The following is a 22,532-nucleotide window of genomic DNA, read 5'->3' as shown; positions in this document are numbered from 1 at the left end:
TGATGGCGCCGGTGCTTTCGGTCGAAGACCTCAGCGTCAGCATGACGGACCGCCACGGCGAACTCGTCCCGGTGCTGGAGAACCTATCCTTCACCGTGGACAAGGGGCGCACCATTGCGCTGGTCGGTGAGTCCGGCTGCGGCAAGAGCATGACCGCGCTCGCAATTATGCGGCTTCTGCCCGAGGGTTTTGTCGTGACGTCGGGTCGCATCCTGCTCGCAGGCGAGGACGTGCTTACCGCGCCCAACCGGCGCATGCGGGCGCTGCGCGGTGATGCGGTTTCGATGGTGTTCCAGGAGCCGATAACCGCGCTCAATCCGCTCTATACGGTCGGTGACCAGATTGCCGAGGCGCTGCATTATCACCGAGATCTCAGCCGCAGGGAGGCCGCCGAACAGGCTGTCGAACTCCTCAGGGCCGTGCAGATTCCGGCCGCTGAGCAGCGCGCCAAAGCCTATCCGCACCAAATGTCCGGCGGCATGCGCCAGCGCGTGATGATCGCGATGGCAATCGCGTGCAAGCCGAAGCTCTTGATCGCTGACGAACCGACCACAGCGCTCGATGTCACCGTGCAGGCGCAGATCTTCGATCTCCTGGCGAAGCTGCAGGATGAGACCGAGACTGCGATCGTGCTGATTACCCACGATCTCGGCGCCGTCGCCGAGCTCGCCGACGACATCGCGGTGCTCTACGCTGGCCGCTGCATCGAGACCGGTCCGTCACAGCAGATCGCGGACCGTCCCCGCCATCCCTACACCCGCGGCTTGCTCGCGTGCGTGCCGCATCTCACCGTGGGCCAGCCGAAGCCGCCTGCCTGGGTCGATCTCGGCGAAATCCCCGGGATGGTACCCGCACTTGGCAACCGCGGCCCGGACTGCGCCTTCCTGGCGCGCTGCGCCAACGCAACGGAGGTGTGCCGATCGCGGCCACAGCCGCCCCTCGGAACGATTGATTCAGGACATGCTGTGTCGTGCTGGCGTGCCAGGGAGATAGCTGCATGAGCGCGCAAGAGGCCATGCAGCAGGCCGACGGCAATCCGTACCTGCTCGACGTCAACGACCTTGTTGTGCACTTCGGCACCGGCCGGCAGCGGCCGTGGGCAAAGCGGTCAGTGGTTCACGCCGTCGACGGCGTCAGTTTCCGGGTGAGGCGCGGCACGAGCTTTGGCATCGTCGGCGAAAGCGGCTCGGGCAAATCGACCACGGCGCAGGCGATCATGCGTCTGGTCCCCGCGACCTCCGGCCAGGTCGTGTTTCGAGGCGAGAACATCATGCCGCTCACTGGCGAGCCGCTGCGGCAGACGCGCAAACATCTGCAGATCGTATTCCAGGATCCGTTCTCCGCGCTCGATCCGCGCCGCCGCGCAGGTGACCAGATCTCGCGAGCCGCTCGACCTCCTCAACGTCGGTACCCGCAGCGAGCGCGACGAACGGGTGCACCGCCTGCTCGCCGAAGTCGGCCTGCCGCCGGAAGCCGCCGATCTCTTTCCGCATCAATTCTCTGGAGGCCAGCGCCAGCGGCTCTGCATCGCGCGCGCTCGCGCCCGAGCCCGAGCTAATTGTGTGCGATGAGGCGGTGTCGGCGCTCGACGTAGCAATCCAGGCGCAGATCCTCAACCTGTTAAAGAAGCTCCAGCGCGAACGCGGGCTCACATACATCTTCATCTCGCACGACCTCGGCGTGATTCAGCGATTTTGCGACGAGGTTGCGGTCATGTATCTCGGCAAGATCGCCGAGCAGGCGCCGTCCTCGACGCTATTCGCTGCGCCGCGCCACCCCTACACTTGGTCGTTGGTGTCGGCGGCCGTGCCCCCGGCCCGTTACGCGACGCCTTGAAGGCGAAATATCTGGTCAGGGGTGAGCCGCCCTCGCCGGTCAACCCGCCGCCGGGTTGCCGCTTCGCCGGCCGGTGTCCATTCGCGGTCGACCGCTGCCGGACGGAACTGCCTCATCTCGACACGGCCGGGCCGGAGCACTTTGTCGCCTGTCACCGTAAGGATGAACTTGGCATCCCGGATTTCTCGCCGAAGGCGGCGTAAATTGTTCGCGCAAGAAGCTGCCCCGGTCACGCACACAACGCGCCTTCGCTTCGCCAGCTTCGCAGATTTCCCGCCGCGGTCGTCGCATCCACTTGCCCACAGCCAACGATGTTCGTTGCAAAACCTCATCGACGAACCGATGGCGCTGCTTGATCAGCCGCGAACGCGCGACTATTTCCTGTCGCTCTTCGCCAGCAAAGGTTTGACACCGAGGATCTCTCAACGGACGGACTCCTTCGAAATGGTACGCAGCCTCGTCGCCAATGGGTTCGGCCACTCACTCCTGACTTTCGTTGCCCCGTATCACGTAGTTGGACATGGCAAGCTCAGTTCGAGACCCCTGCCGGGCCTGAAGCGATCACAAAATCCAGTACTCGGCAGCCTCTACCGCTTTCGTGCGCCACGGCTTGTCGATGAGCTCAACAAATCGATCAGTGCGGTGGTGCAAATGCTCCATATCTCTGCAACATGAGCTCCGCACTGCCTACCGAAACGATCTTCACGGTCGGACATTCCAACCGGTCTCTGCCGGAATTTCTCGATGTACTCTATTCGGCCGACGTACGGATATTGGTCGACGTGCGAAGGTTTCCGGCGTCCCGCCGACATCCTCACTTCAATCTCGGATCCCTGACAGAGGCTCTGGCATCCCGCGGTATCGCTTATCACCACCTTCCGGAACTTGGCGGATATCGCGAGCCGCCGACCGCGATATCGCCCAGCCCCAACGACGGCTGGCCGCCCGGATTTCTCCGGAACTACGCCGATTACGCGATGACCGAGCGCTTCCAAGCGGCGCTTCGCCGCCTCCGTCAACTCTCCGGACCGCGGCTAGCCGTGATGTGCGCGGAAAGGCAATGGACCGATTGCCACAGGCAGATCATCGCGGACTATCTCGTCGCCGGCGGACACCAGGTCATACATCTCATCGACGCAACGAACCGCGAAAGCGGGCAGCTGACGTCCCTCGCCAAACCCATGGAAGACGGAAGGATCTGCTATTCAGCTTCGCTCGGGCAGCTTCAATTCGATCTCTGACCGCGCTTCCATGCCGATTCAACGCCGCCTGAACGGTTGGCCTGGCCGCGCCCCGCTTAGCATGCGCTACGAGCTTGCCAGACGGCGAGACATCAGAGTCTGTGAATGCGCCCCGACTCCGGCGCAATCTCGGCGATCACGACACCTTCGCTGCGTCCCTTGTTGACTGAAGGGCGCAGGCCGCGGAGCGGGACGCCGATGCAGCCGAGCTCGACGCGCCCTCGCGCAATTGCGCACTGGACTGGGCCAGCGTTGACATGCTCGCCACAAGCTCCTCGCAATGACTGTGCATCCATTACTTTCGCGACATAGCGTCGCGAGACTCATTGCGGCGCAACAAGCAAAATGAGACTGCGCGTCAAACCACACGAGGGTTGCAACACCCGCGTCGCGCCCGGTATCGGCTAGCCTTCCGTGCAACAACCAGACGTTCGCGCTCGCTACATCAAACAATACGACGTCGGCAAAACACGAGGGAGGAGACCAATGCTGAGAAGTAGTGTGGGATTGATTGCGTTTAGCAGCCTTTTGCTCTCTGGCACGGCCTTCGCGCAGGAGAAGATCAAGGTCGGCGTCACCGCAACGCTCGAAGGCACTTACACCGTCCTCGGTGAGGACGGCATCCGCGGCTTCCAGACGGCGCTCAACGTGCTGGGCAAGAAGGTCGGCGATAAAGAGCTCGAATTTGTTATCGCATCGACTGACGCAACGCCGGACTCCGCCGTGCGCGCAGTGCGCAAGCTGATCGAGCAGGACAAGGTGCAGATCCTGCTGTCGCCGCTGTCCGGTGACGAAGGCATTGCAGTCAAGAACTTCGCAAAGACCCATCCGGAGTTGACCTTCATCAACGCCGCCTCCGGAGCCCAGGAAACGACCTATGTCGATCCGGCTCCGAACTTCTTCCGCTACAATATGGATGGTGCGCAATGGCAGGTGGGCCTCGGCAAGTATGCCTACGACGAGAAGAAGTATCGCAAGATCGCGACCGTTGGCGAGGACTATTCCTTCATCTATACGCAGGTGTTCGGCTTGGTACTCGAGTTCTGTGGCGCGGGCGGACAGGTCACCAACCGGCAATGGGTACCGCTCGGCACCAAGGACTTTGCCTCGGTCATCGCTGCGCTGCCAGATGACGTCGATGCGATCTATCTCGGCCTCGGCGGCGCCGACGCCGTCAACTTCCTCAACCAGTACCAGCAGGCCGGGGGCAAGGCACATCTGATGGGCGGCTCGATCATGATCGACCAGACCATCTTGTCGTCGAAGGGTAATGCCAAGAACGCGTTGGTCGGCACGCTGGCCGCGAGCGGTCAAGCCGACACCTGGGAAGATCCTGGCTGGCAGAAATTCGTGAAGGACTATCAGAATGCCTTCCCGCCCAACAAGCGCTTCCCCAGCCCGTCGCTGCTCGCCACCAACTATTACGGCTCGACCATGGCGCTGATCCTGGCGCTGCGTCAGGTCAATGGAGATCTCAGCGATAACCAGTCCAAATACAAGACCGCGCTGGCCAAGATCGAACTCGATGCGCCAAACGGCAAGATCAAGCTCGACGCCAACCGCCAGGCGATCGGTACCAACTTCGTCACCGAGGTCGTCGACGACGGCAAGGGCGCGCTGTTCAGCAAGGTCGTGAAGGTGATCCCGAACGTAAATCAGACGCTGGGCTATGACCCCGCGGTGTTCGCCAAGATCGGTTTGCCAAGTCGTACAGTACCAGAATGTAAGAAGTACTGACGTAGTCTCGTTCGCGAGCTAGGACTGACCGGGGAGAGATCTGCGAAGAGCGCGACACGTGCGCCCTTGCATTCTCTCCCCGGTTGTTGAACGCTACCGAAAAATGACAAAAGCTTCTGGGAGAGAAGGCATGAGCCGGGCGCTCGCCGTCTTCCACGGCCGCTTCGGCCGGGCGACGGTCTATCAGTTGAACCGCCCTTTCAACATCCACGCACATCGCGAAGGTCATTTGATCTTCCATGTCGGGGGGCGTCCCGCATGCATCGATGTCGGCGATGGACGTTACGAGCTCACCGAAGGCTCCGTCGTCGCGATCAATCCATGGGAGCCGCACAATTTCCTGCCCTCCGATCTCGACGGCGGCGCCGTTTTCTTCGTGTTGTATGTCGATGCGGAGTGGTTCGCGCCCGATGCGCCGGGCGCCGACCGCCTGCGCTTCGGCCGGACCCAGTTCTCGCGGTCGCTTGCGTTGGACAAGCAGATCAGGCACGCAGCCGCCCTCGTGTGCGGCGCACCGTCGCTCAACAGCCTCGATGCCGAGCTACGAAGGCTGATCGACGTCTGCTACGAAGAGAGCTGGCAGCAAGCCGCGACCGCGCGCGATCCGCGCGCGAACGGTTCCGTGACCGATTTTCGCGTGCGCAAATGCATCAAGATGATGTCGGAGAGTCCCGGCGCCGAGATCGAGCTCGACACCATCGCTCGTGAGTCCGGCCTGTCGCGGCCACATTTCTACCGACTGTTCCGCACCCAGACCGGCGTCACGCCACACCTCTATCTCAACACGCTGATGATGGAGCAGGCGCTGGAAGCACTGGTGGCGAGCGAGGCGCCGATCGCCGATATCGGCTTCGATCTCGGTTTCTCCTCGCAAAGCGGTTTTACCCGTTTCTTCGCCGCCAATGTCGGAATGGCTCCAACCGATTATCGCCGCGCCGCCAAGGTTTTGCGCGCCTGACCGGCGCGCGAAAAGATACTGTCGATCAAACGTCTCCCTTGCAACGGCATTAGGATGTACGGAACGCGGTCCCGAAAAGAGGATCGCGCGCGATTGGGAGCGGACGTTCATGGCAAGGCTTGCGGCCGGCGAAGGTCTGCGTGCGACCTTGCCTCGCAAGCGGGGCGAGGCGAAGCCATGACTCGCTTTGTCGAGCGTCATCCCGCCTGGGCGCTGATCGTCATCATCGCGATTGCCGTGGCGCTGTGGCTGATCTTCGCGGTTTGGCCAGCAGGGCTTGAAGATGCGATTGGCCGCAAGAGGGTCTTCCTCAATGCGCTCTTCAACGGCATCACGCTCGGTGGCCTCTATTTTCTCGTCGCCAGCGGCTTCACCCTGATCTTCGGCTTGATGCGCAACGTCAACCTCGCGCACGGCTCGCTGTATCTGTTCGGCGGCTATGTCGGCTACGCCATCAGCGCCTCGACCGGCTCCTGGATCCTCGCTTTCATCGTCGCCTTCATCCTGACGGCGCTGGTCGGCGTCCTGCTCCAGGTCCTGGTCTTTCGTCGCATGGAGGGCCAGGATCTGCGCCAGACCATGGTCACGATCGGGCTCTCGATCGTGTTCGCCGATCTTATGCTGTGGGCGTGCGGCGGCGACTTCTACCAGATCCAGACTCCGCACTGGTTGATCGGGCCGATCGAGCTGCCGCTGATCACCGCGGTGAAGTCCTCGGGCGAGCCGGTCTATTTGCGCTATCCGCTGGTGCGGCTCGTGATCTTCCTTGCCTCCGCGATCATCGGCATCGCGATGTGGCTGGCGCTCAACCGCACCCGAATCGGCATGATCATCCGCGCGGGTGTAGATGATCGCGACATGCTCGCCGCGACGGGTGTGCGCATCCAGGTCGTCTTCGTGCTCGTCTTTGCGCTCGGGGCCGGCTTGGCGGGCATCGCCGGCGTGGTCGGCGGCACCTTCCAGTCGCTGTCGCCCGGCGAGGACATCCGCTTCCTGCTCGCTTCGCTGGTCGTCGTGATCGTCGGCGGCATGGGCTCGATTCCCGGTGCCGCGCTCGGCGCGCTGGTCATCGGCCTCGCCGAACAGCTCGGTTCGGTCTACGTCCCGACCTATGCGATCGTGGTGACGTTCCTGATCATGGTGTTGGTGCTGGCGGTGCGGCCGCAAGGCCTGTTGGCGAGACGCTGACATGTCCGTCACCCACGATGCCCGCGTCCAGATTCACAAATCCGCCGCAACGGTTCAGCGGCCAGCTGTGCGCGGATGGCCCGACATCAACAATCCCGCGGCCTGGATCGTGGCGGTCATCCTCCTGATCATGCCGCTGATCGCCAACGGCTTCTTCCTGATCGAGATTTTCGCGACGACGCTGATCCTCGGCACCATCGCGCTCAGCCTGATGTTTCTGGCCGGCTATGGCGGCATGGTCAGCCTGATGCAACTCACCATCGCCGGCCTGTCCGCCTACATGGTCGCGGTATTCGGCGTCAGTGGCAATGCCAATATCAGCCTGGGCTGGCCGTGGTGGCTCGCGGTACCGATGGCGCTGACGCTCGCGACCGTCTTCGGCACGCTCAGCGGCACGCTCGCGGTGCGCACCGAGGGCATCTACACCATCATGATCACGCTCGCGATCGGCGCGGCTTTCTACTACTTCACCAACCAGAACTGGCCGATATTCAACGGCCACACCGGTATCAACAACGTCGCCACGCCGCATTTTTGGGGCGTCGACTGGCGCTGGGATGTCCCGTTCTACTATATCGTACTCGCGGTCGCGGCGCTCTGCTACTTCGCCGTCGACTACATCTCCCGGGCGCCGTTCGGCCTGGCGCTTCAGGGCGTACGCGACAACCCGCGCCGCATGGCCGCACTCGGCTTCAACGTCAATGCGCACCGCGTTGCGGCCTATGCGGTCGCCTCTTTCATCGCGGGCCTCGCCGGCGTGCTCCAGGTCTGGAATTACCGCCAGATTTCGCCGGGCACGGTCAGCGTGGGCGCCTGCATCGACGTCCTCATCATCGCCGTCGTCGGCGGCATCACCCGGCCGATCGGCCCCTATATCGGCGCGCTGGTCTTCGTTCTGCTTCGTACCTTCGCGCTCGACTTCCTGGTCAAGATCGGGCTCGACGGCAACCGCTTCCGCCTGCTGATCGGGCTCGGCTTTCTTGGCATCGTGTTCTGGTCGTCGGACGGCGTCATCGGCCTGTGGCAGCGCTGGCGCCAGAACCAGCGCCGCCGAGCGGATCGCTCGGCCGGAGGGCGCGGCCATGGATAGCGTCGCCCATCGCCTCTCCACCGTCGGCGCCGGCGCCGCGCTGGAGCTCCGCGGCGTAACGCGGCTGTTCGGCGCACTGGCGGCGCTGACCGACGTCACCATCACCGTGCGCCCCGGCGAACGCCGCGCCGTGCTCGGCTCCAACGGCGCCGGCAAGACCACGCTGTTCAACTGTATCAGCGGCGACTTCCCGCCCTCCTCGGGCACCATCCGCTTCTTCGGCGAGGACGTCACGCATTTCCCGCCCTATGAACGCATCCGCCGTGGTCTCAGGCGCACCTATCAGATCTCCGCGCTGTTTCCGGGCCTCACTGTACAGGACAACGTCTACCTCGCCTGTCGCGGCGTCTCGCGCGGGCGGTTCTCGTTCCTGCGTCCCGGGCAAAACGACGCGCTGATGCATGCGGCCGACAGCCTCGTTCAAGCCGTTCACCTCACCGCGGTGAAGGAACGGCGCGTCGCCGAGCTAGCGCACGGCCAGCAGCGCCAGCTCGAGATCGCGCTGGCGCTCGCCGGCGCGCCGCGCTTCGTCCTGTTCGATGAGCCAGCCGCCGGCCTTTCGCCGACCGAGCGGGCCGAGCTGGTCGAGATCCTGACCTCGCTGCCGGCGCATATCGGCTACATCATCATCGAGCACGACATGGATGTGGCGCTGCGTGTCGTCGAGAGCGTGACGATGATGCACAACGGCCGCATCTTCAAGGAAGGCCTTCCCGCGGAGATACAGTCCGATCCCGAGGTGCAGGAGCTTTATCTCGGAGGCGGCCATGAATGAGGTCCGCCGCAGCGCCGCCCCGCTCGAGGTCCGGGGCCTCGACGTCTATTACGGTCATTCCCATGCCCTCCAGGGCGTGGATCTCTCGCTCGACGCCGGCGTGTTCTCCGTGGTCGGCCGCAACGGCATGGGCAAGACCACGCTGTGCAAAGCGATTATGGGCCTTGTGCCGGTGAGTGGCGGGTCGATCCGCGTCCGCGGCGAGGATATCACGCGCCGGCCGCCCGCGACTATCGCGCGTCTCGGCGTCGGCTACGTACCGCAGGGTCGCCGTCTCTGGCGCTCGCTCAGTGTCGACGAACATCTGCGGCTGGCCGGCGGGATGCGGCCTGGCCCGTGGACCGTGGAACGCATCTACGACACCTTTCCGCGGCTCGCTGAGCGCAAGGACCATGGCGGCGGCCAGCTTTCCGGCGGCGAGCAGCAGATGCTCGCGATCTCGCGCGCGCTGCTGACCAACCCTCATCTTCTGATCATGGATGAGCCGACCGAGGGGCTCGCGCCCGTCATCGTCGCCCAGGTCGAGGAGATGCTGCTCCGGCTCGGAGAGGACGGCGACATGTCCGTCCTGGTGATCGAGCAGAACATCGGCGTCGCGACCGCAATCTCGCGCAGTGTCGCCATCATGGTCAACGGCCGCATCAACCGGATTATCGACTCGGCGCGGCTGGCCGCGGATCGCGACCTCCAGCAGCGCCTGCTCGGCGTCGGGCTTCATGCCGAGCTGACACCTGATATCGACGTGCCCGCGACCGGCACCGCCGTGAAGGCCACGCAGCAGCCGCCGCGTCCGAGCGGCCCGATCCGTATCTACATCTCAAACCCCACCCCGCCGACACGTTGGTCCCAACCGGCGCCGATCGCCCGGATCGAGGCGGCGGCACGCACGCTATCGACTCAGGTAGCCCGCCTCGACGACAACGCGAGGCGCACGCGCGAGCCGGTGACGTCCCAATCTACCGGGCCGCCGGTCGTGCTGGTCGTCGGCACACTCGACACCAAGGGCACCGAGCTGCGCTTCATCCGCGACATCATTGCGGAGAGCGGATTACGTACCCGGCTCGTCGACGTCTCCACAAGAGGCAAGCAGGCGACATGCGACGTCTCCGCGCAGGAGATCGCCCTGAACCATGGCCGCGGCGGCTCGGCCGTGTTCGGTCCGGATCGCGGTGTTGCTGTTACCGCGATGGCGGATGCGTTTGCCAATTGGATCAAGCGTCAGGGCAGTATCGCCGGTGTGATCTCGGCCGGCGGCTCCGGCGCCGCATCGCTGGTCGCACCCGGCATGCGCACCCTCCCCATCGGCGTACCGAAGTTGATCATCTCATCGGTCGCCTCGGGTGACGTCGGACCCTATGTCGGCCCCGCCGACATCACAATGATGTATTCGGTCACCGACGTGCAGGGCCTCAATTCGATCTCGCGCGCAGTGCTGTCGAATGGCGCCAATGCCATCGCCGGCATGGTCAAGGCGCGGCTCGACCAGGGCGCGACGAAGCAGCGCGCCGCGGGCACCGGGCTGCCGTCGATAGGCGTCACCATGTTCGGCGTCACCACGCCGGCGGTGCAGAAGATCGTGGCCGATCTGCACGAGGATTTCGAGTGCCTGGTCTTCCACGCCACCGGCGTCGGCGGACGATCGATGGAGAAGCTGGTCGATTCCGGCCAGCTTTCCGGCGTGATCGATCTCACTACCACCGAGATCTGTGACCTGCTGATGGACGGCGTGTTTCCGGCGACGGAGGATCGCTTCGGCGCAGTTATCCGCACCCGCCTGCCCTATGTCGGTTCGGTCGGCGCGCTCGACATGGTGAACTTCGGCGCGCCCGACACCATCCCCGAGCGCTATCGCGACCGCAAATTCCACGTCCACAACCCTCAGGTGACGTTGATGCGGACGACGGCGGAAGAGAACGAGCGCATGGGCCGCTGGATAGGCGAGCGGCTCAACCAGATGGACGGGCCCGTGCGCTTCTTCCTCCCCGAGGGTGGCGTTTCCGCGCTCGATGCCCGTGGCCAGCCGTTCTGGGACGCGGAGGCGGACGCTGCACTATTCCGCGCGCTGGAGCGCACGGTGCGCGCGACCGGCAACAGGCAACTCATCCGTGTCAAGCAGAACATCAACGATCCCGAATTCGCCTCGACAATCGTGAGCGCGTTCCGAACACTGTTCGGACGCGGCGGGGCGCGCCGGAGAGTAGCGAGGTGACCGATGGCCCGGTTTGAACGCGCGGCACTCCTCAAGCGGTTTCGCGAGATGGCGAAGCGCGGCGAGCCAATCGTCGGCGGCGGCGCCGGAACCGGCCTGTCGGCCAAATGCGAGGAAGCCGGCGGTGTCGATCTCATCGTCATCTACAATTCCGGCCGCTACCGCATGGCCGGCCGCGGCTCGCTTGCGGGGCTGATGCCGTACGGCGACGCCAATGCCATCGTGGTTGAAATGGCGAGCGAGGTGCTGCCGGTCGTCAGCAAGACGCCGGTGCTAGCCGGCGTCAACGGCACCGACCCGTTCCGCGACATGGACGTGTTCCTTGACCAGCTCAAGGCTATCGGCTTTGCCGGCGTGCAGAACTTCCCGACCGTCGGCCTGATCGACGGCATCTTCCGCGCCAATCTCGAAGAAACCGGCATGTCCTACGCGCTTGAGATCGACATGATCGCGAAGGCACGCGAGAAGGATCTGCTGACGACGCCCTACGTCTTCAGCGAGAAGGAGGCGGCCGCGATGGCGATCGCCGGCGCTGACATCATCGTCTGCCATCTCGGGCTTACCACCGGCGGCACGATCGGCGCCCAGACCGCCCCCAGGCTGAAGGACTGCCCCGCGCGCATCGACACCTGGGCCTCGGCGGCACTCAGCGTCAATCCCGACATTCTGGTGCTCGCCCATGGCGGCCCGATCGCGGATCCCGCAGATGCCGATTTCATCATGAAGAACACCCGTTACTGCCACGGATTCTACGGCGCCTCCTCGATGGAACGGCTGCCGGTGGAACGGGCTTTGACGGAACAGGTCCGCAAATTCAAGGCGATCAGCGCGCGATAGCGTCTGCACGATTGAGGGAGGGAAACATGTCAGGGATCCTGGTCGGCGAGCTCATCCTCTGGCTGATCGTTGCTGTTATCGTGATCGTGGTTGGCGTCTATATCGTCAACTGGCTCTATCACCGTTCCTCCAAGGAGGTTTCCTTCGTCCGGACCGGCTTCCTCGGCGAACGCGTCGTAATCAACGGCGGCGCATTCGTGCTGCCCTTCATTCACGATTACACACCTGTCAATATGAACGTGCTGCCGATGGGCATCGTGCGTTCCCGGCAGGATGCGGTGATCACCCGCGACCGCATGCGCGTCGACATCGAGGCCGACTTCTATGTCCGCGTCCAGGCCACCCGCGAAGCGGTCTCGATCGCCGCCGCAACGCTCGGCCGCCGCACCATGGAGCCGGAACAGCTCCACGCGCTGCTAGCCGGTAAGTTCATCTCCGCGATCCGCTCGGTCGCATCGGAAATGACCCTCGAAGAGATGCACGAACGACGCGGCGACTATGTCACACGCGTCAAGACCAATGCGGCCGAAGCCCTCGCCCAGAACGGCCTCGAGCTCGAATCTGTCGCGATCACCGACCTCGACCAGACCGACCTCGAATTCTTCAATCCCTCGAACCGGTTCGACGCCGAGGGCTTGACCCGGCTGATGGAAGACATCGAAGCGCGGCGCAAGCTGCGCAACGACATCGAGCAGGACTCGCTGATCAAGATCCGCACCCGCAATCTGGAGGCCGAGCGTCAGGCGCTCGAGATCGAGCGCGAGAGTGAGACGGCGCGGCTGGAGCAGGAGCGCGACATCGAGATGCGCCGCGCGCTCCAGCGCACCGAGGTCGCCCGCGAACGCGCGCTGCGGGAGACCGAGGCTGAACAGGCCCAGATTTCGGCGCGCGAGGCGATCGAACGCTCCCGCATCGCCAATGAGCAGGCGATTGCCGAGGCCCGCATCGCTGCCGAGCGCGAGACCCGGCAGAAGGAGATCGAGCGTACCCGCACCATTGAAGAGAAGGAGCTGCTGGCGCGCGAGGAGATCGAGAAGGCCCGGATCGCCAACCAGCGCTCGATCGACACAACCCGCATCGCATCGGAGCGCGAGATCCGCCAGCTTGAGATCGAGCGGATACGGACCGTCGAGGAAGCCGAGATCACCGCCCGCGAGGCGGTCGAGAAAGCCCGGATCCAACAAGATCGCGTCGTCACCGACGCCCGCATCGCCAATGAAGAGGAAACGCGCCGCCGCGAGATCGAGCGCACCCGTGCCGTCGATCAGGCGGAGATCGCCGCCCGCGAGGCGACCGAGAAGGCCCGCATCGCCCAGACCTTGATCGTCAATGTCGAACGCATCTCCTCCGATGAGCGCACCCGCGCGCTGGAGATTCAGCAGATTCGCAACATCCAGGAGGCCGAAATCGAGGCGCAGCGCGCCGTCGAGGCCGCTCGCATCGCCCGCGAGCGGACGCTCGCCGCCGAGCGCATCGCCGCCGAGCAGAACACGCGGCAGCTCGAGATCGAGCGCAACCAGACCCTCGAAGTCGCCGGCATCGCCGCGCGAGAGACCACCGAAGCCTCGCGCATCACCCAGGAAGAGCGCGTCCGCTCGCTCGAGATCGCTCGCAACCGCGCGGTCGAGGAAGCCGACATCGCCTCCCGCGAGGCGATCGAGGCGGCCCGCATTGCCCAGGAGAAGGCGGTCGCGGCCGAGCGCATCCAGGCGGAGCGAGACACGCGTTCGCTCGAAATCGAGCGGTCCGGCATTCTGGAGGCAGCCGAGCTGAAGCGGCGCGATACCATCGAGCGCCAGCGCATCACCGTCGATCTCGCACTGGAAGCCGAACGGATCAACTCGTCCAAGAAGCGCGAGGTCCTCAACATCGAGCAGAAAAAAGCAATCGATATCGCCGACGAGGACCGCGTCATCGCCCTCTCCGCAAAGAAGTCCGAGCGGATCGATGCCGACCGGCAGGTGAGGCAGGCTGAGATCGTCGCCCGCAAGGAGGTCGAGACCACGGACGTCTCGCGCGAGCAGGCGCTGGAAGCCGCCCGCCTGGAACGCCGGCGTGCGATCGAGCAGCTCGAGGTCGCCCGCGTCCAGTCCCTCCAGGAGGCCGAGATCGCTTCGCGAGAGGAAGTGGAGCGCGCGCGCATCGCCTCCGACCGCGGCCTCGACGAGGCCCGGATCGGCCGTGAGCGTGAGCTGCGCAAGCTCGAAGTTAACCGCGAGAAGGAGGTCGAGACCGTCCTGATGGAGAAGGCGATCGCGATCCATCAGAAGTCGCTAGAGGAATCAGCGGCCAAGGCGATGGCGGAGGAAGCGCGGATGCGTGCTACCGAAGCCACCGAACGCGTCATCACCGCGCGCGAAAGCGAGATTGCCAAACGCCGCAGGACGGTCGAAGTCATGATCGCCGAAAAGCAGGCCGAGGAGACCCGGATCGCTGCAGAAGCCGAGCGTGTGCGCGCGGCCGTCGAGGCGGAAGCGCAGCGGATGCTCAACGAAGCCGAGAACGTGCTGACCGACCAGGCGCGCTATTCGCTGTTCCGCCGCAAATTGCTCGACCGCATCGAGGGCATCGTGCGCGAGAGCGTCAAGCCGATGGAGAAGATCGAGGGAATCCGCATCCTCCAGGTCGACGGCCTCAACGGCAACGGCCATGGCGGGAATGGAGGCCGCAGTGCCACCGACGAGGTGATCGACTCTGCGCTGCGCTATCGCGTGCAGGCGCCGTTGATCGATTCACTCCTGGCCGACATCGGCGTCGAGGGCGGCAGCCTCGCCAGGATGCCGGGCCTGATCCGCGAAGCCCGCGACATGCAGGGCATCAAGGAGTCCGCCCGCAAGGGCGGTGGTGGTGGCGACAAGCCAGCCGCCTCCCCGCCTACGGCTGAGGGCGGCGGCGACCCGCCGGCCGACCGCAGTTCGCGGAAGAAGAGCTGAGGTCCGACCCATGCCCCGCGTCTACGTCTCCACCGTCGTCAATGCCCGCAACGATCGCGTCTGGGCGCGCGTGCGCGACTTCAACGGCCTGCCGAACTGGCATCCCGCGATCGCCGAAAGCCGCATCGAGGGCGGCGAGCCTTCGGACAAGATCGGATGTGTGCGCGACTTTCGCCTGCGCAACGGCGATCGCATCCGCGAGAAGCTTTTGGGCCTCTCCGATTACGACATGTTTTGCACCTATTCGATCCTGGAATCCCCGATGGGCGTCGAGAACTACGTCGCAACACTGCGGCTGACGCCCGTCACCGATGGCGACCAGACCTTTGTGGAATGGACCGCCGAGTTCGATTGCGCGCGAGAGCGGGAGACCGAGCTCGTCGGCAACATCGGCGGCGGGGTGTTCCAGGGCGGCTTCGATGCCCTCAAGCGCGTGTTCGGAGGCTGAGACCCGTGCCGCACATTGTCAAAAGCACGATCCTGGACGCGCCGACCGACGCGGCGTGGGCGATGCTGCGCGATTTCAACGGGCATGATCGCTGGCACCCGGCGGTTGCGACCTCCTCGATCGAGCGCGCGCATTCTTCGGACAAGATCGGCTGCATCAGGCGATTCAAGCTGACGGACGGCGCCGAGCTGCGCGAGCAATTGGTGGCGCTGTCGGACCTCGAGCAAAGCTTCAGCTACTGCCTGCTCGATACACCGATCCCGATGTTCAACTACGTCGCCCATGTCCGCCTGCTGCCGGTCACCGACGGCGACCGGACGTTCTGGCATTGGGAGTCGCGCTTCACGACCAGGCCGGAAGATCGCGACCGCATAACGCACATGGTCGCGGAGGACATCTATCAGGCCGGGTTTGACGCAATCCGTCGGCATCTGAAGGAGGCCGCCTAGATGGCCGTAACCGTGAAGACTTTTTCGAGCGCCAGCGAGGCGGCCGGGGCGCTGTCCTCCGACCGCACCGCGCGCTATCTTGGCGGCGGCACGCTGGTGATGCGGGCGCTGAATGAGGGCGACGTGTCGATCTCGACCGTCGTTCGCGCCCAGGACCAGGCGCTGACCCGGATCGATGCATCCGGCCCGCGTATTACGCTCGGCGCCGGCGTCACCTTCGCGCGCGTTCTTGCCGAACGCGACCTCGGCTTCCTCCACGCCCCTGCTCGTTCGATCGGCGGGCCCGCCGTACGCAACATGGGAACGGTGGGCGGCAACCTCTTCGCTCCGAACCCCTATGGCGATTTCACCGTCGCGCTGCTCGCGCTCGATGCCACCGTCGCCGTCCAGGGCGGCTTCGGCTCACGTGACGTCGGAATCGAGGAGTTTCTGCAGGCGCGCGACCGGCAGGCCGGAACCCTGGTGCTGTCGATCTCGTGCACCCGCCCGGCAAGCACCGGGACGTTCCGTTATCGCAAGATCGCGCGCATCAAGCCGAAGGGCGGCTCGGTCATCACGCTCGCCGCGCATCTGCCGATCAGCGCCGGCCGGATCGCCGGCGCCCGGATCGCGCTGGGATCGATGGCACCGACGCAGATCCGTGCACGCGCAGCGGAACGTGCTCTGGAGGGGCACCCGCTGGATGCGGCGGCCATCGCAGCCGCTGCGTCCGCCGCGACTGAGGGAACATCGCCATCCGACAACGCGCTCGGCAGCGCCTGGTATCGCCGCGAAATCGTTGGGGTGTATCTGCGCCGCTTGCTGTCCGGTCAGGAATAGACTGTCATGTCCAAGATACCCCTGCAATTTCGTCACAACGGCCGCGACGTCGCGATCTTCGTCGATGGCGGCACCAATCTCCTGGTCGCGCTGCGCGAGCTGATCGGCGACATGACGCCGAAATTCGGCTGCGGCCAGGGGGCTGCGGCACCTGCAGCGTACTTGTCGACGGCGAACTCCACCTCTCCTGCCTGACACTGGCGGAAACTGTGGCTGGTCGTTCCATCGAGACGCTCGACGGCATGAAGCTGGGTCCGACTCTGCATCCGCTGCAGCGCGCCTTCGCCGACAATTTTGCCGCGCAGTGCGGCTACTGCACGCCGGGAATGCTGATGGCCGCAAAAGCCCTGCTTGACCGCAACCCCTCGCCGAGCCGTGACGAAGTCATTGAAGCCATTTCCGGCAACATCTGCCGCTGCACCGGCTACGAGCCGATCATCAATGCCATCCTCGCCGCCGCCGGCGGCCGAGTCAGCGCCTAGGAAAAGCGACCATGCTGGAATTGCGCAAGGACATTTTTGCCGACGAGCGCGACGACAACTTAAAGGAAATCGGCAAGGGCACCCAGCGCCAGGACATGCTCGGGCATGTCACGGGCACGTCGAGCTATTTCAACGACCACAAGCTGCAGGGCATGCTGCACCTGAAGGTCGTGCGCTCGACGCAGGCGCATGCCAGGATTCGCGGCATCGACACCACGGATGCGGAGCGATCGGCAGGCGTACGCCGGATCATCCGCGGCGCGGACGTGCCTGTGAATCTCAACACGCTGCTCAGCCTGATCAATTTCGGCAAGGACGACGAACCGTCGTTGGCGGTCGACAAAGTCCGCTACAAGGGCGAGCCGATCGTCGCCATCGTCGCCGACAGCGAGCGCGAGGCCTTTGAGGCGATCGCGAAGGTCAGGGTCGATTATGAACCGCTGCCAGCCGTGTTCGATGTCGAGGATGCGCTCAAGCCGGGCGCGTCCGTGGTCAACGAAACGTATCCCAAAAACACGTTCACCTATCACGAGACCTACGACCATCAGAGGCTTCGCTTCGGCGATGCCGACGCGGCGCTCGCGACTGCCGACCATGTGCTCGAACAGCGCTACCAGATGTCCCCGATCGAACATGCGCCGACCGAAACCAACGGCGCGATCGCAGCCCCTGACACCAATGGCCGCTATGTGGTCTATACCTCGACGCAGGCGCTGTTCTTCTCGGTCGACACCTGCGCCAAGATTCTGGACGTGCCGTCCAACACCTTCCACTTCATCGGCGGTACCGTCGGGGGTGGCTTTGGCGGCAAGGTCGATACGCTGACCGAGCCTCTCGCGATCCTCGGCGCGATGCTGACCGGGCGGCCCGTGCGCTACGTGTTCGGCCGCGAGGAGGAGATGCAGTATGGACCGCCGCGCGGCGCCGAGCGCATCTACATCAAGGACGGCGTGATGCGCGACGGCCGCGTCGTCGCGCGGAAGATCCGCTGCTATTTCGACAGCGGCGCGTATACGCGGCTGTCCAGCTATGCTGCCGTGAAATGCGCCGCGCATCTGCCGGGCCCCTACACCATCCCCAACGTCTATGGCGACGTCTATTGCGTCTTCACCAACCGCACTCCGGCCACCGCCATGCGCGGTTTTGGCGTCACCGCGATGGATTTTGCGATCGAGTGCCAGATGGACAAGCTGGCGCATCTCGTGGGCATGGATCCAATGGAGTTCCGGATCCTCAACGCCTATCGCGATGGCGACATGAAGGCGCATCGACGCGAGGCCAAGAACACGGCGCTGATCGAGTGCGTTCAGGTGGCCGCAGAGAAGGCAAAGTGGCCACTCCGCGAGGAGTTCAAACGCGCCTCTTCGCGCAAGGACGGTGGCGGCAGCCGGGCGGTGATCCCGCCGACTCCGACGGATTCGTCGGGCGCGAGGTCCCCCGCTCCGGCGCAGCAGCGTACCAGCTACGATCGGCTTCCGCCCGCCGTCACCCGCGAACCGCCGCGCGAGCCGCCACCACCGACTCCGCCGCCCTCGCCGCGGCCACCAGCGCCATCCCATGGCGCGACACGTTTCTCCTCCGTCTTCGGCACCAGGAGGCGCTAGATGGCCCGGCATCGCGGACGTGGCATCGCGTCGATCAACTATCCCATCGGCATGAATCTCGGCGGTGACCCCAGCCAGGCGCTGGTGCATTCCAATCCGAGCGGCAAGTTCACGGTGGCGCTGTCGTCGATCGATCTCGGGCAGGGCATGAAGTCGGTCACGCGGCAGATCTGCGCGGAGACGCTGGGCGTGCCGGTCGAGGACGTCTATGTCGACACGGCGGATTCCGACACCGGTCCGCACTGCATGGGTTCTTTCGCCTCTCGTGGCACGCATCGCGTCGGCAACGCCGTGATGGCAGCCGCCCATGAGGCGCGCGGCGTCATGATGGAGGCGGCCGCCGAGGAGCTGGAGGTCAACGCCGCCGACCTCGATACCGACGGGCGCGGCAACATCCACGTCAAGGGCTCGCCGCATCGCTCGATCTCGACCAAGGACGTCGCGATTGCCGCCCAGTTCAAGCAGGGCAAGACCATCTCCGGCCGCGGCATCTTCCTGGTTCCGCTCTCCGAGGTGAATCCGGAGACCGGCGAGATGTCGCCGGCCACTTGCTATGCCCATGCCTGTCTCGTCGCCGAGGTCGATGTTGACGACGAGACCGGCGAGGTTGCGATGGTGCGGATGGACTCGGCCTACGAGCTCGGCCGCGCGCTCAACCCGCGTCTGGTCGAGCAGCAGCTTGTCGGTGGCGCCTGGATGGGCGTCAGCCACGCGCTCTATGAGACGCCGGAGCCGTATTATCCCGAGCCCGTACATGGTCCGCGTGACTTCGTCGAGTATCTGATGCCCGGGCCGGGCGACATCTGCCCGCACGATATCGCCGTGCTGGAGCGCCCGGCCCCCGACGGCCCGTTCGGCGCCAAGGGCCCGGGCGAGATGTGCGCCAATCCGGTGCTGCCTGCCGTGGCCAATGCGATCTTCAACGCCGTCGGGGTGCGCATCGACGATCTGCCGATCACCCCGGAAAAGGTACTACGCGCGATCAAGGCCCAGGGCGGCGCGCGACCGCAGCCGCGGCGCTAGAGGCTTTGGTTCATGGCGGTCCGCAGCAACATCGTCGGCATCGACAGCCCGGAGGCGCTGGAGAAGGCGCTGCGCGCGGCCTATTACCTCGCCGACGAGGGCCTCGCGACAGCCGCCTATCTCGGGCTTGCGCTGGGCAAGCCGTTGTTGCTGGAGGGCGCGCCGGGTGTTGGCAAGACCGAAGCGGCAAAGGCCATCGCCGCGGTACTCGGCCGTCGGTTGATCCGCTTGCAATGTTATGAGGGGATCGACGCCTCCGCGGCGCTCTACGAGTGGAACTATCCGCGCCAGATGCTCGCGATCCGCCAGGCCGTCGACGAGAGTATCGACATCTATGGCGAGACGTTCCTGATCGAGCGTCCCATGCTGGCCGTGCTGCGCGCGCCTGATTCCACCGTGCTCCTGATCGACGAAATCGACCGCGCCGACCAGGAGTTCGAGGCGTTCCTGCTCGAATTTCTGTCCGACTTCCAGATCTCGATCCCGGAGCGTGGCACGGTACGCGCTACCGAGCACCCCGTCGTCTTGTTAACCTCGAACCGAACGCGCGACCTGCACGAGGCCCTGCGCCGCCGCTGCGTCTATCACTGGATCGACTATCCCACCGAAGAGCGCGAGGCACGGATCGTGATGCTGCGCGCCTCCAGCGTCGCAGAAGCCACCGCGCGCGCCGTCGTCGCTGCCGTCGGCAGGCTCCGGCGCGAGCCTCTCAGCAAGGCGCCTGGAATCGCGGAGGCTGTCGACTGGGCCGAAGCCGCGACGCTTCTCAACAAGGGCGGCGCGCGATGGCCTGATGCCTTCAGGCGCTCGATCGGCGTGGCGCTGAAGGATGAGGAAGACCTGCACTTCATCGCGCCTCGGCTCGATGCGATGCTGGCGGAGGTGACCGCATGAGCACTGAGCCGCAGCCGCAGCTCCCGCGCGCCGCCCGATTCTTCGTCTCCTTCGTCGCGCTGCTGCGCGCCAACAGCTTTGCTGTCGCCCCTGAGCAGACCGTCGCATTGCTCACCGCGATCGAGCTGCTCGGCCCACGCGACCTCACGGATATCAGGCAAGCGGCACTCGCCACCCTGGCCCCGCCGCCCGAACGCCGCGTGACCTTTGACCGCCTGTTCGATCTCCACTTCGGCGGCAGCGAGGCGCTCGAGCACGCCGACGACGGAGAAGATGACGAGACCGTCCGGCTTCAGGAAGAAGGTCGTGGCGACGAAGAGCCGCTGCTCTCCGACGAGGCCAATGAATCTGGCCTGACCGCGACCCGCACCGAGGCGCTGGTCGAGCGTCGGTTCGCCCAGCTCTCCACGACAGATGCGCTGCGCCGCCTATCGCGCGAGGCTCCCCGGCGCCTGCCGCGACGGCGAGGCCACCGACGGATGCGCGCCCGCCGCGGACCATTTGCAGACCTGCGCCGGATGTTACGCGACTCCGTCCGCAGCGACGGCGAAATCCTTCGGCTCGGCCACATGAAGCGACGCCAGCGCCCGCGAAAGTTCCTGCTGCTGATCGATGTCTCCGGATCGATGAAGAGCCGCACCGAGGAGAACATGAAGCTGGCGCACGCGCTGGTGCAGGCCGCGCCCAATGTCGAGGTCTTCACCTTCGGCACCCGACTGACTCGTGTCACCCGAGCCCTGCGGCTGAAGCGTCGCGAGCAGGCGCTGAGCGCGGCCGCGCATCTCGTCAGCGACTGGGATGGCGGCACACGCATCGGCGATGCGTTGCAGGCCTTCCTCGCGGTGCCGCGATTTGGTGGCTACGCTCGCGGGGCAGCCGTTGTCGTCGTCTCGGACGGACTTGAGCGCGGCGAGCCCGACGCGCTGCGCGACGCGGTGGCGAAGCTGTCGCGGCGGGCCTGGCGCGTGAGCTGGCTCACGCCGCTTGCGTCCGGCCCTGGCTTCCGTCCACAGACGGAAGCGCTGGTTGCCATCGAGCGCTTCGTCGACGATCTCGTCGATGGCGGATCAAGCGCGTCGATCGTCGCGCATGTGCTGGCACTGGGACGAAGGAGAGTTGCGTGACCGAGATTATCGACGGCCATCATCACATCTGGCGGCAGGCCGACCTGCCCTGGCTGGTCGGACCGATGCAGCCGCGCATCTTCGGACCCTACGAGGCTATCAGGCGCGATTATCCGATCGAGGAATATCTTGACGACGTCAAAAATAGCGGCGTCACCCGCTCGGTCTACGTCCAGACTAACTGGGCCAACGACCGTTTCGAGGACGAAGCGGCTTGGGTGCAGCAGACCGCTGATGAACACGGATGGCCGCATGCCATCGTCGCCTATGCCAATTTTGCGGTGGACGACGTCCGCCCGCAGCTCGACCGCCTAAAGCGCTATCCGCTGGTCCGGGGTGTGCGGATGCAGCTGCACTGGCACGAGAACCCGCTCTATCGCTTCGCAGCCAAGCCGGATCTGTGTGTCGATTCCATGGTCCGACGCAACGTTGCGCGTCTCGCCGACTACGGGTGGAGCTTTGATCTCCAGCTCTTCACGCCGCAGATGCCAGATGGAGCGCTGCTCGCCGAATCCTGCCCGAAGGTGACCTTCATCCTTCAGCATGCCGGCATGCTCGAAGACCTTTCACCGGCGGGCCGCGCCGCCTGGCGCGCGGGCATGGCCCGGCTAGCGACCTGCCCGAACGTGGTCTCAAAGCTCTCAGGGCTCGGCACCTTCATTCACCGGAACGACCCCGCGCATATCGCCGGGGTAGTCACCGACACCGTCGCGATCTTCGGCGCCGAGCGGTGCCTGTTCGGCTCCAATTTCCCGATCGAGAAATTGTGGACCAGCTATCGCGAGCTGGTCGCTGCGTTTCGTGCGGCGGCCGCGCCGCTGAACGCCGAGCAACAGGACGCAATCTTCCGGGCCACGGCAACGCGTGTTTATCGGCTTTGACAAA

The 22,532-nt window shown here is 65.0% G+C and carries 19 protein-coding genes and 2 pseudogenes; all 21 read left to right on the top strand.

The genetic code is table 11. From position 1 onward, the window contains the following. Window positions 1–2 precede the first annotated feature (2 nt). The 21 genes and pseudogenes from ACQ86E_RS26700 to ACQ86E_RS26600 all read left to right on the top strand — a co-directional run bounded on the left by ACQ86E_RS26700 (window position 3) and on the right by ACQ86E_RS26600 (window position 22,528). Window positions 3–1,001, top strand: a complete 999-nt coding sequence (locus ACQ86E_RS26700) for an ABC transporter ATP-binding protein (RefSeq protein WP_431206570.1) — start codon at window positions 3–5, stop codon at window positions 999–1,001. Next, window positions 998–2,039, top strand: a pseudogene (locus tag ACQ86E_RS26695) (ABC transporter ATP-binding protein). The gene ACQ86E_RS26700 and the pseudogene ACQ86E_RS26695 overlap by 4 nt, the downstream one beginning before the upstream one ends. Next, complete coding sequence (locus ACQ86E_RS26690) at window positions 1,999–2,511, top strand: LysR substrate-binding domain-containing protein (RefSeq protein ID WP_431202530.1); 513 nt, start codon at window positions 1,999–2,001, stop codon at window positions 2,509–2,511. Before ACQ86E_RS26695 ends, ACQ86E_RS26690 begins: the two are co-directional and overlap by 41 nt. After that, window positions 2,508–3,077: a DUF488 family protein gene (locus ACQ86E_RS26685; protein WP_431202529.1), complete on the top strand. Its 570-nt coding sequence runs from the start codon at window positions 2,508–2,510 to the stop codon at window positions 3,075–3,077. The genes ACQ86E_RS26690 and ACQ86E_RS26685 overlap by 4 nt, the downstream gene beginning before the upstream one ends. A 486-nt stretch (window positions 3,078–3,563) precedes the next feature. Continuing rightward, window positions 3,564–4,814: an ABC transporter substrate-binding protein gene (locus ACQ86E_RS26680; RefSeq protein WP_431202528.1), complete on the top strand. Its 1,251-nt coding sequence runs from the start codon at window positions 3,564–3,566 to the stop codon at window positions 4,812–4,814. Window positions 4,815–4,944: 130 nt separating this feature from the next. Further along, entirely contained in the window at window positions 4,945–5,772 is an 828-nt protein-coding gene (locus ACQ86E_RS26675; RefSeq protein ID WP_431202527.1) for a helix-turn-helix domain-containing protein, read from the top strand. A 177-nt stretch (window positions 5,773–5,949) separates the two neighbouring features. Next, complete coding sequence (locus tag ACQ86E_RS26670; RefSeq protein ID WP_431202526.1) at window positions 5,950–6,960, top strand: branched-chain amino acid ABC transporter permease; 1,011 nt, start codon at window positions 5,950–5,952, stop codon at window positions 6,958–6,960. A 1-nt stretch (window position 6,961) separates the two neighbouring features. Next, the gene (locus ACQ86E_RS26665) at window positions 6,962–8,050 is read left to right on the top strand and encodes a branched-chain amino acid ABC transporter permease (RefSeq protein ID WP_431202525.1); all 1,089 of its coding nucleotides are present in this window, start codon (window positions 6,962–6,964) and stop codon (window positions 8,048–8,050) included. Continuing rightward, window positions 8,043–8,825 (top strand): ABC transporter ATP-binding protein, encoded by a 783-nt coding sequence (locus tag ACQ86E_RS26660; protein WP_431202524.1) that lies wholly within the window; start codon window positions 8,043–8,045, stop codon window positions 8,823–8,825. The genes ACQ86E_RS26665 and ACQ86E_RS26660 overlap by 8 nt, the downstream gene beginning before the upstream one ends. Next, window positions 8,818–11,034 carry an ABC transporter permease gene (locus tag ACQ86E_RS26655; RefSeq protein WP_431202523.1) on the top strand — a complete coding sequence of 739 codons (2,217 nt, stop codon included), beginning with the start codon at window positions 8,818–8,820 and terminating at the stop codon, window positions 11,032–11,034. The genes ACQ86E_RS26660 and ACQ86E_RS26655 overlap by 8 nt, the downstream gene beginning before the upstream one ends. Before the next feature lie 3 nt (window positions 11,035–11,037). Further along, complete coding sequence (locus ACQ86E_RS26650; RefSeq protein WP_431202522.1) at window positions 11,038–11,871, top strand: phosphoenolpyruvate hydrolase family protein; 834 nt, start codon at window positions 11,038–11,040, stop codon at window positions 11,869–11,871. Between the two features lie 26 nt (window positions 11,872–11,897). After that, a complete protein-coding gene (locus ACQ86E_RS26645; protein ID WP_431202521.1) occupies window positions 11,898–14,804 on the top strand; it encodes a flotillin domain-containing protein in 2,907 nt (968 codons plus the stop codon). Between the two features lie 10 nt (window positions 14,805–14,814). Further along, complete coding sequence (locus ACQ86E_RS26640) at window positions 14,815–15,252, top strand: SRPBCC family protein (RefSeq protein WP_431202520.1); 438 nt, start codon at window positions 14,815–14,817, stop codon at window positions 15,250–15,252. 5 nt (window positions 15,253–15,257) lie between these two features. Beyond that, window positions 15,258–15,701 carry an SRPBCC family protein gene (locus ACQ86E_RS26635; protein WP_431202519.1) on the top strand — a complete coding sequence of 148 codons (444 nt, stop codon included), beginning with the start codon at window positions 15,258–15,260 and terminating at the stop codon, window positions 15,699–15,701. Beyond that, a complete protein-coding gene (locus tag ACQ86E_RS26630) occupies window positions 15,702–16,520 on the top strand; it encodes an FAD binding domain-containing protein (RefSeq protein WP_431202518.1) in 819 nt (272 codons plus the stop codon). Between the two features lie 6 nt (window positions 16,521–16,526). Next, window positions 16,527–17,002 (top strand): annotated as a pseudogene (locus ACQ86E_RS26625) ((2Fe-2S)-binding protein). An 11-nt stretch (window positions 17,003–17,013) separates the two neighbouring features. Further along, window positions 17,014–18,606, top strand: coding sequence for a xanthine dehydrogenase family protein molybdopterin-binding subunit (locus ACQ86E_RS26620; protein ID WP_431202517.1), 1,593 nt, complete (start codon window positions 17,014–17,016; stop codon window positions 18,604–18,606). Beyond that, window positions 18,607–19,629: a xanthine dehydrogenase family protein molybdopterin-binding subunit gene (locus ACQ86E_RS26615; RefSeq protein ID WP_431202516.1), complete on the top strand. Its 1,023-nt coding sequence runs from the start codon at window positions 18,607–18,609 to the stop codon at window positions 19,627–19,629. 12 nt (window positions 19,630–19,641) lie between these two features. Continuing rightward, window positions 19,642–20,523, top strand: coding sequence for an AAA family ATPase (locus tag ACQ86E_RS26610; RefSeq protein WP_431202515.1), 882 nt, complete (start codon window positions 19,642–19,644; stop codon window positions 20,521–20,523). Then, the gene (locus tag ACQ86E_RS26605) at window positions 20,520–21,647 is read left to right on the top strand and encodes a vWA domain-containing protein (RefSeq protein WP_431202514.1); all 1,128 of its coding nucleotides are present in this window, start codon (window positions 20,520–20,522) and stop codon (window positions 21,645–21,647) included. The genes ACQ86E_RS26610 and ACQ86E_RS26605 overlap by 4 nt, the downstream gene beginning before the upstream one ends. Next, a complete protein-coding gene (locus ACQ86E_RS26600) occupies window positions 21,644–22,528 on the top strand; it encodes an amidohydrolase family protein (protein ID WP_431202513.1) in 885 nt (294 codons plus the stop codon). Before ACQ86E_RS26605 ends, ACQ86E_RS26600 begins: the two co-directional genes overlap by 4 nt. The last annotated feature ends 4 nt before the right edge of the window (window positions 22,529–22,532 follow it).

The organism is Bradyrhizobium betae (genome assembly GCF_050632175.1).
Lineage (GTDB): Bacteria > Pseudomonadota > Alphaproteobacteria > Rhizobiales > Xanthobacteraceae > Bradyrhizobium > Bradyrhizobium betae_B.
This window is presented reverse-complemented; position numbering and strand designations above follow the sequence as displayed.

Excerpts from the sequence above, each read along its gene's own strand:
- ACQ86E_RS26700 (WP_431206570.1), top strand. The coding sequence starts at position 3 with ATGGCGCCGGTGCTTTCGGTCGAAGACCTCAGCGTCAGCATGACGGAC.
- ACQ86E_RS26690 (WP_431202530.1), top strand. The coding sequence starts at position 1,999 with ATGAACTTGGCATCCCGGATTTCTCGCCGAAGGCGGCGTAAATTGTTC.
- ACQ86E_RS26685 (WP_431202529.1), top strand. The coding sequence starts at position 2,508 with ATGAGCTCCGCACTGCCTACCGAAACGATCTTCACGGTCGGACATTCC.
- ACQ86E_RS26680 (WP_431202528.1), top strand. The coding sequence starts at position 3,564 with ATGCTGAGAAGTAGTGTGGGATTGATTGCGTTTAGCAGCCTTTTGCTC.
- ACQ86E_RS26675 (WP_431202527.1), top strand. The coding sequence starts at position 4,945 with ATGAGCCGGGCGCTCGCCGTCTTCCACGGCCGCTTCGGCCGGGCGACG.
- ACQ86E_RS26670 (WP_431202526.1), top strand. The coding sequence starts at position 5,950 with ATGACTCGCTTTGTCGAGCGTCATCCCGCCTGGGCGCTGATCGTCATC.
- ACQ86E_RS26665 (WP_431202525.1), top strand. The coding sequence starts at position 6,962 with ATGTCCGTCACCCACGATGCCCGCGTCCAGATTCACAAATCCGCCGCA.
- ACQ86E_RS26660 (WP_431202524.1), top strand. The coding sequence starts at position 8,043 with ATGGATAGCGTCGCCCATCGCCTCTCCACCGTCGGCGCCGGCGCCGCG.
- ACQ86E_RS26655 (WP_431202523.1), top strand. The coding sequence starts at position 8,818 with ATGAATGAGGTCCGCCGCAGCGCCGCCCCGCTCGAGGTCCGGGGCCTC.
- ACQ86E_RS26650 (WP_431202522.1), top strand. The coding sequence starts at position 11,038 with ATGGCCCGGTTTGAACGCGCGGCACTCCTCAAGCGGTTTCGCGAGATG.
- ACQ86E_RS26645 (WP_431202521.1), top strand. The coding sequence starts at position 11,898 with ATGTCAGGGATCCTGGTCGGCGAGCTCATCCTCTGGCTGATCGTTGCT.
- ACQ86E_RS26640 (WP_431202520.1), top strand. The coding sequence starts at position 14,815 with ATGCCCCGCGTCTACGTCTCCACCGTCGTCAATGCCCGCAACGATCGC.
- ACQ86E_RS26630 (WP_431202518.1), top strand. The coding sequence starts at position 15,702 with ATGGCCGTAACCGTGAAGACTTTTTCGAGCGCCAGCGAGGCGGCCGGG.
- ACQ86E_RS26620 (WP_431202517.1), top strand. The coding sequence starts at position 17,014 with ATGCTGGAATTGCGCAAGGACATTTTTGCCGACGAGCGCGACGACAAC.
- ACQ86E_RS26615 (WP_431202516.1), top strand. The coding sequence starts at position 18,607 with ATGGCCCGGCATCGCGGACGTGGCATCGCGTCGATCAACTATCCCATC.
- ACQ86E_RS26610 (WP_431202515.1), top strand. The coding sequence starts at position 19,642 with ATGGCGGTCCGCAGCAACATCGTCGGCATCGACAGCCCGGAGGCGCTG.
- ACQ86E_RS26605 (WP_431202514.1), top strand. The coding sequence starts at position 20,520 with ATGAGCACTGAGCCGCAGCCGCAGCTCCCGCGCGCCGCCCGATTCTTC.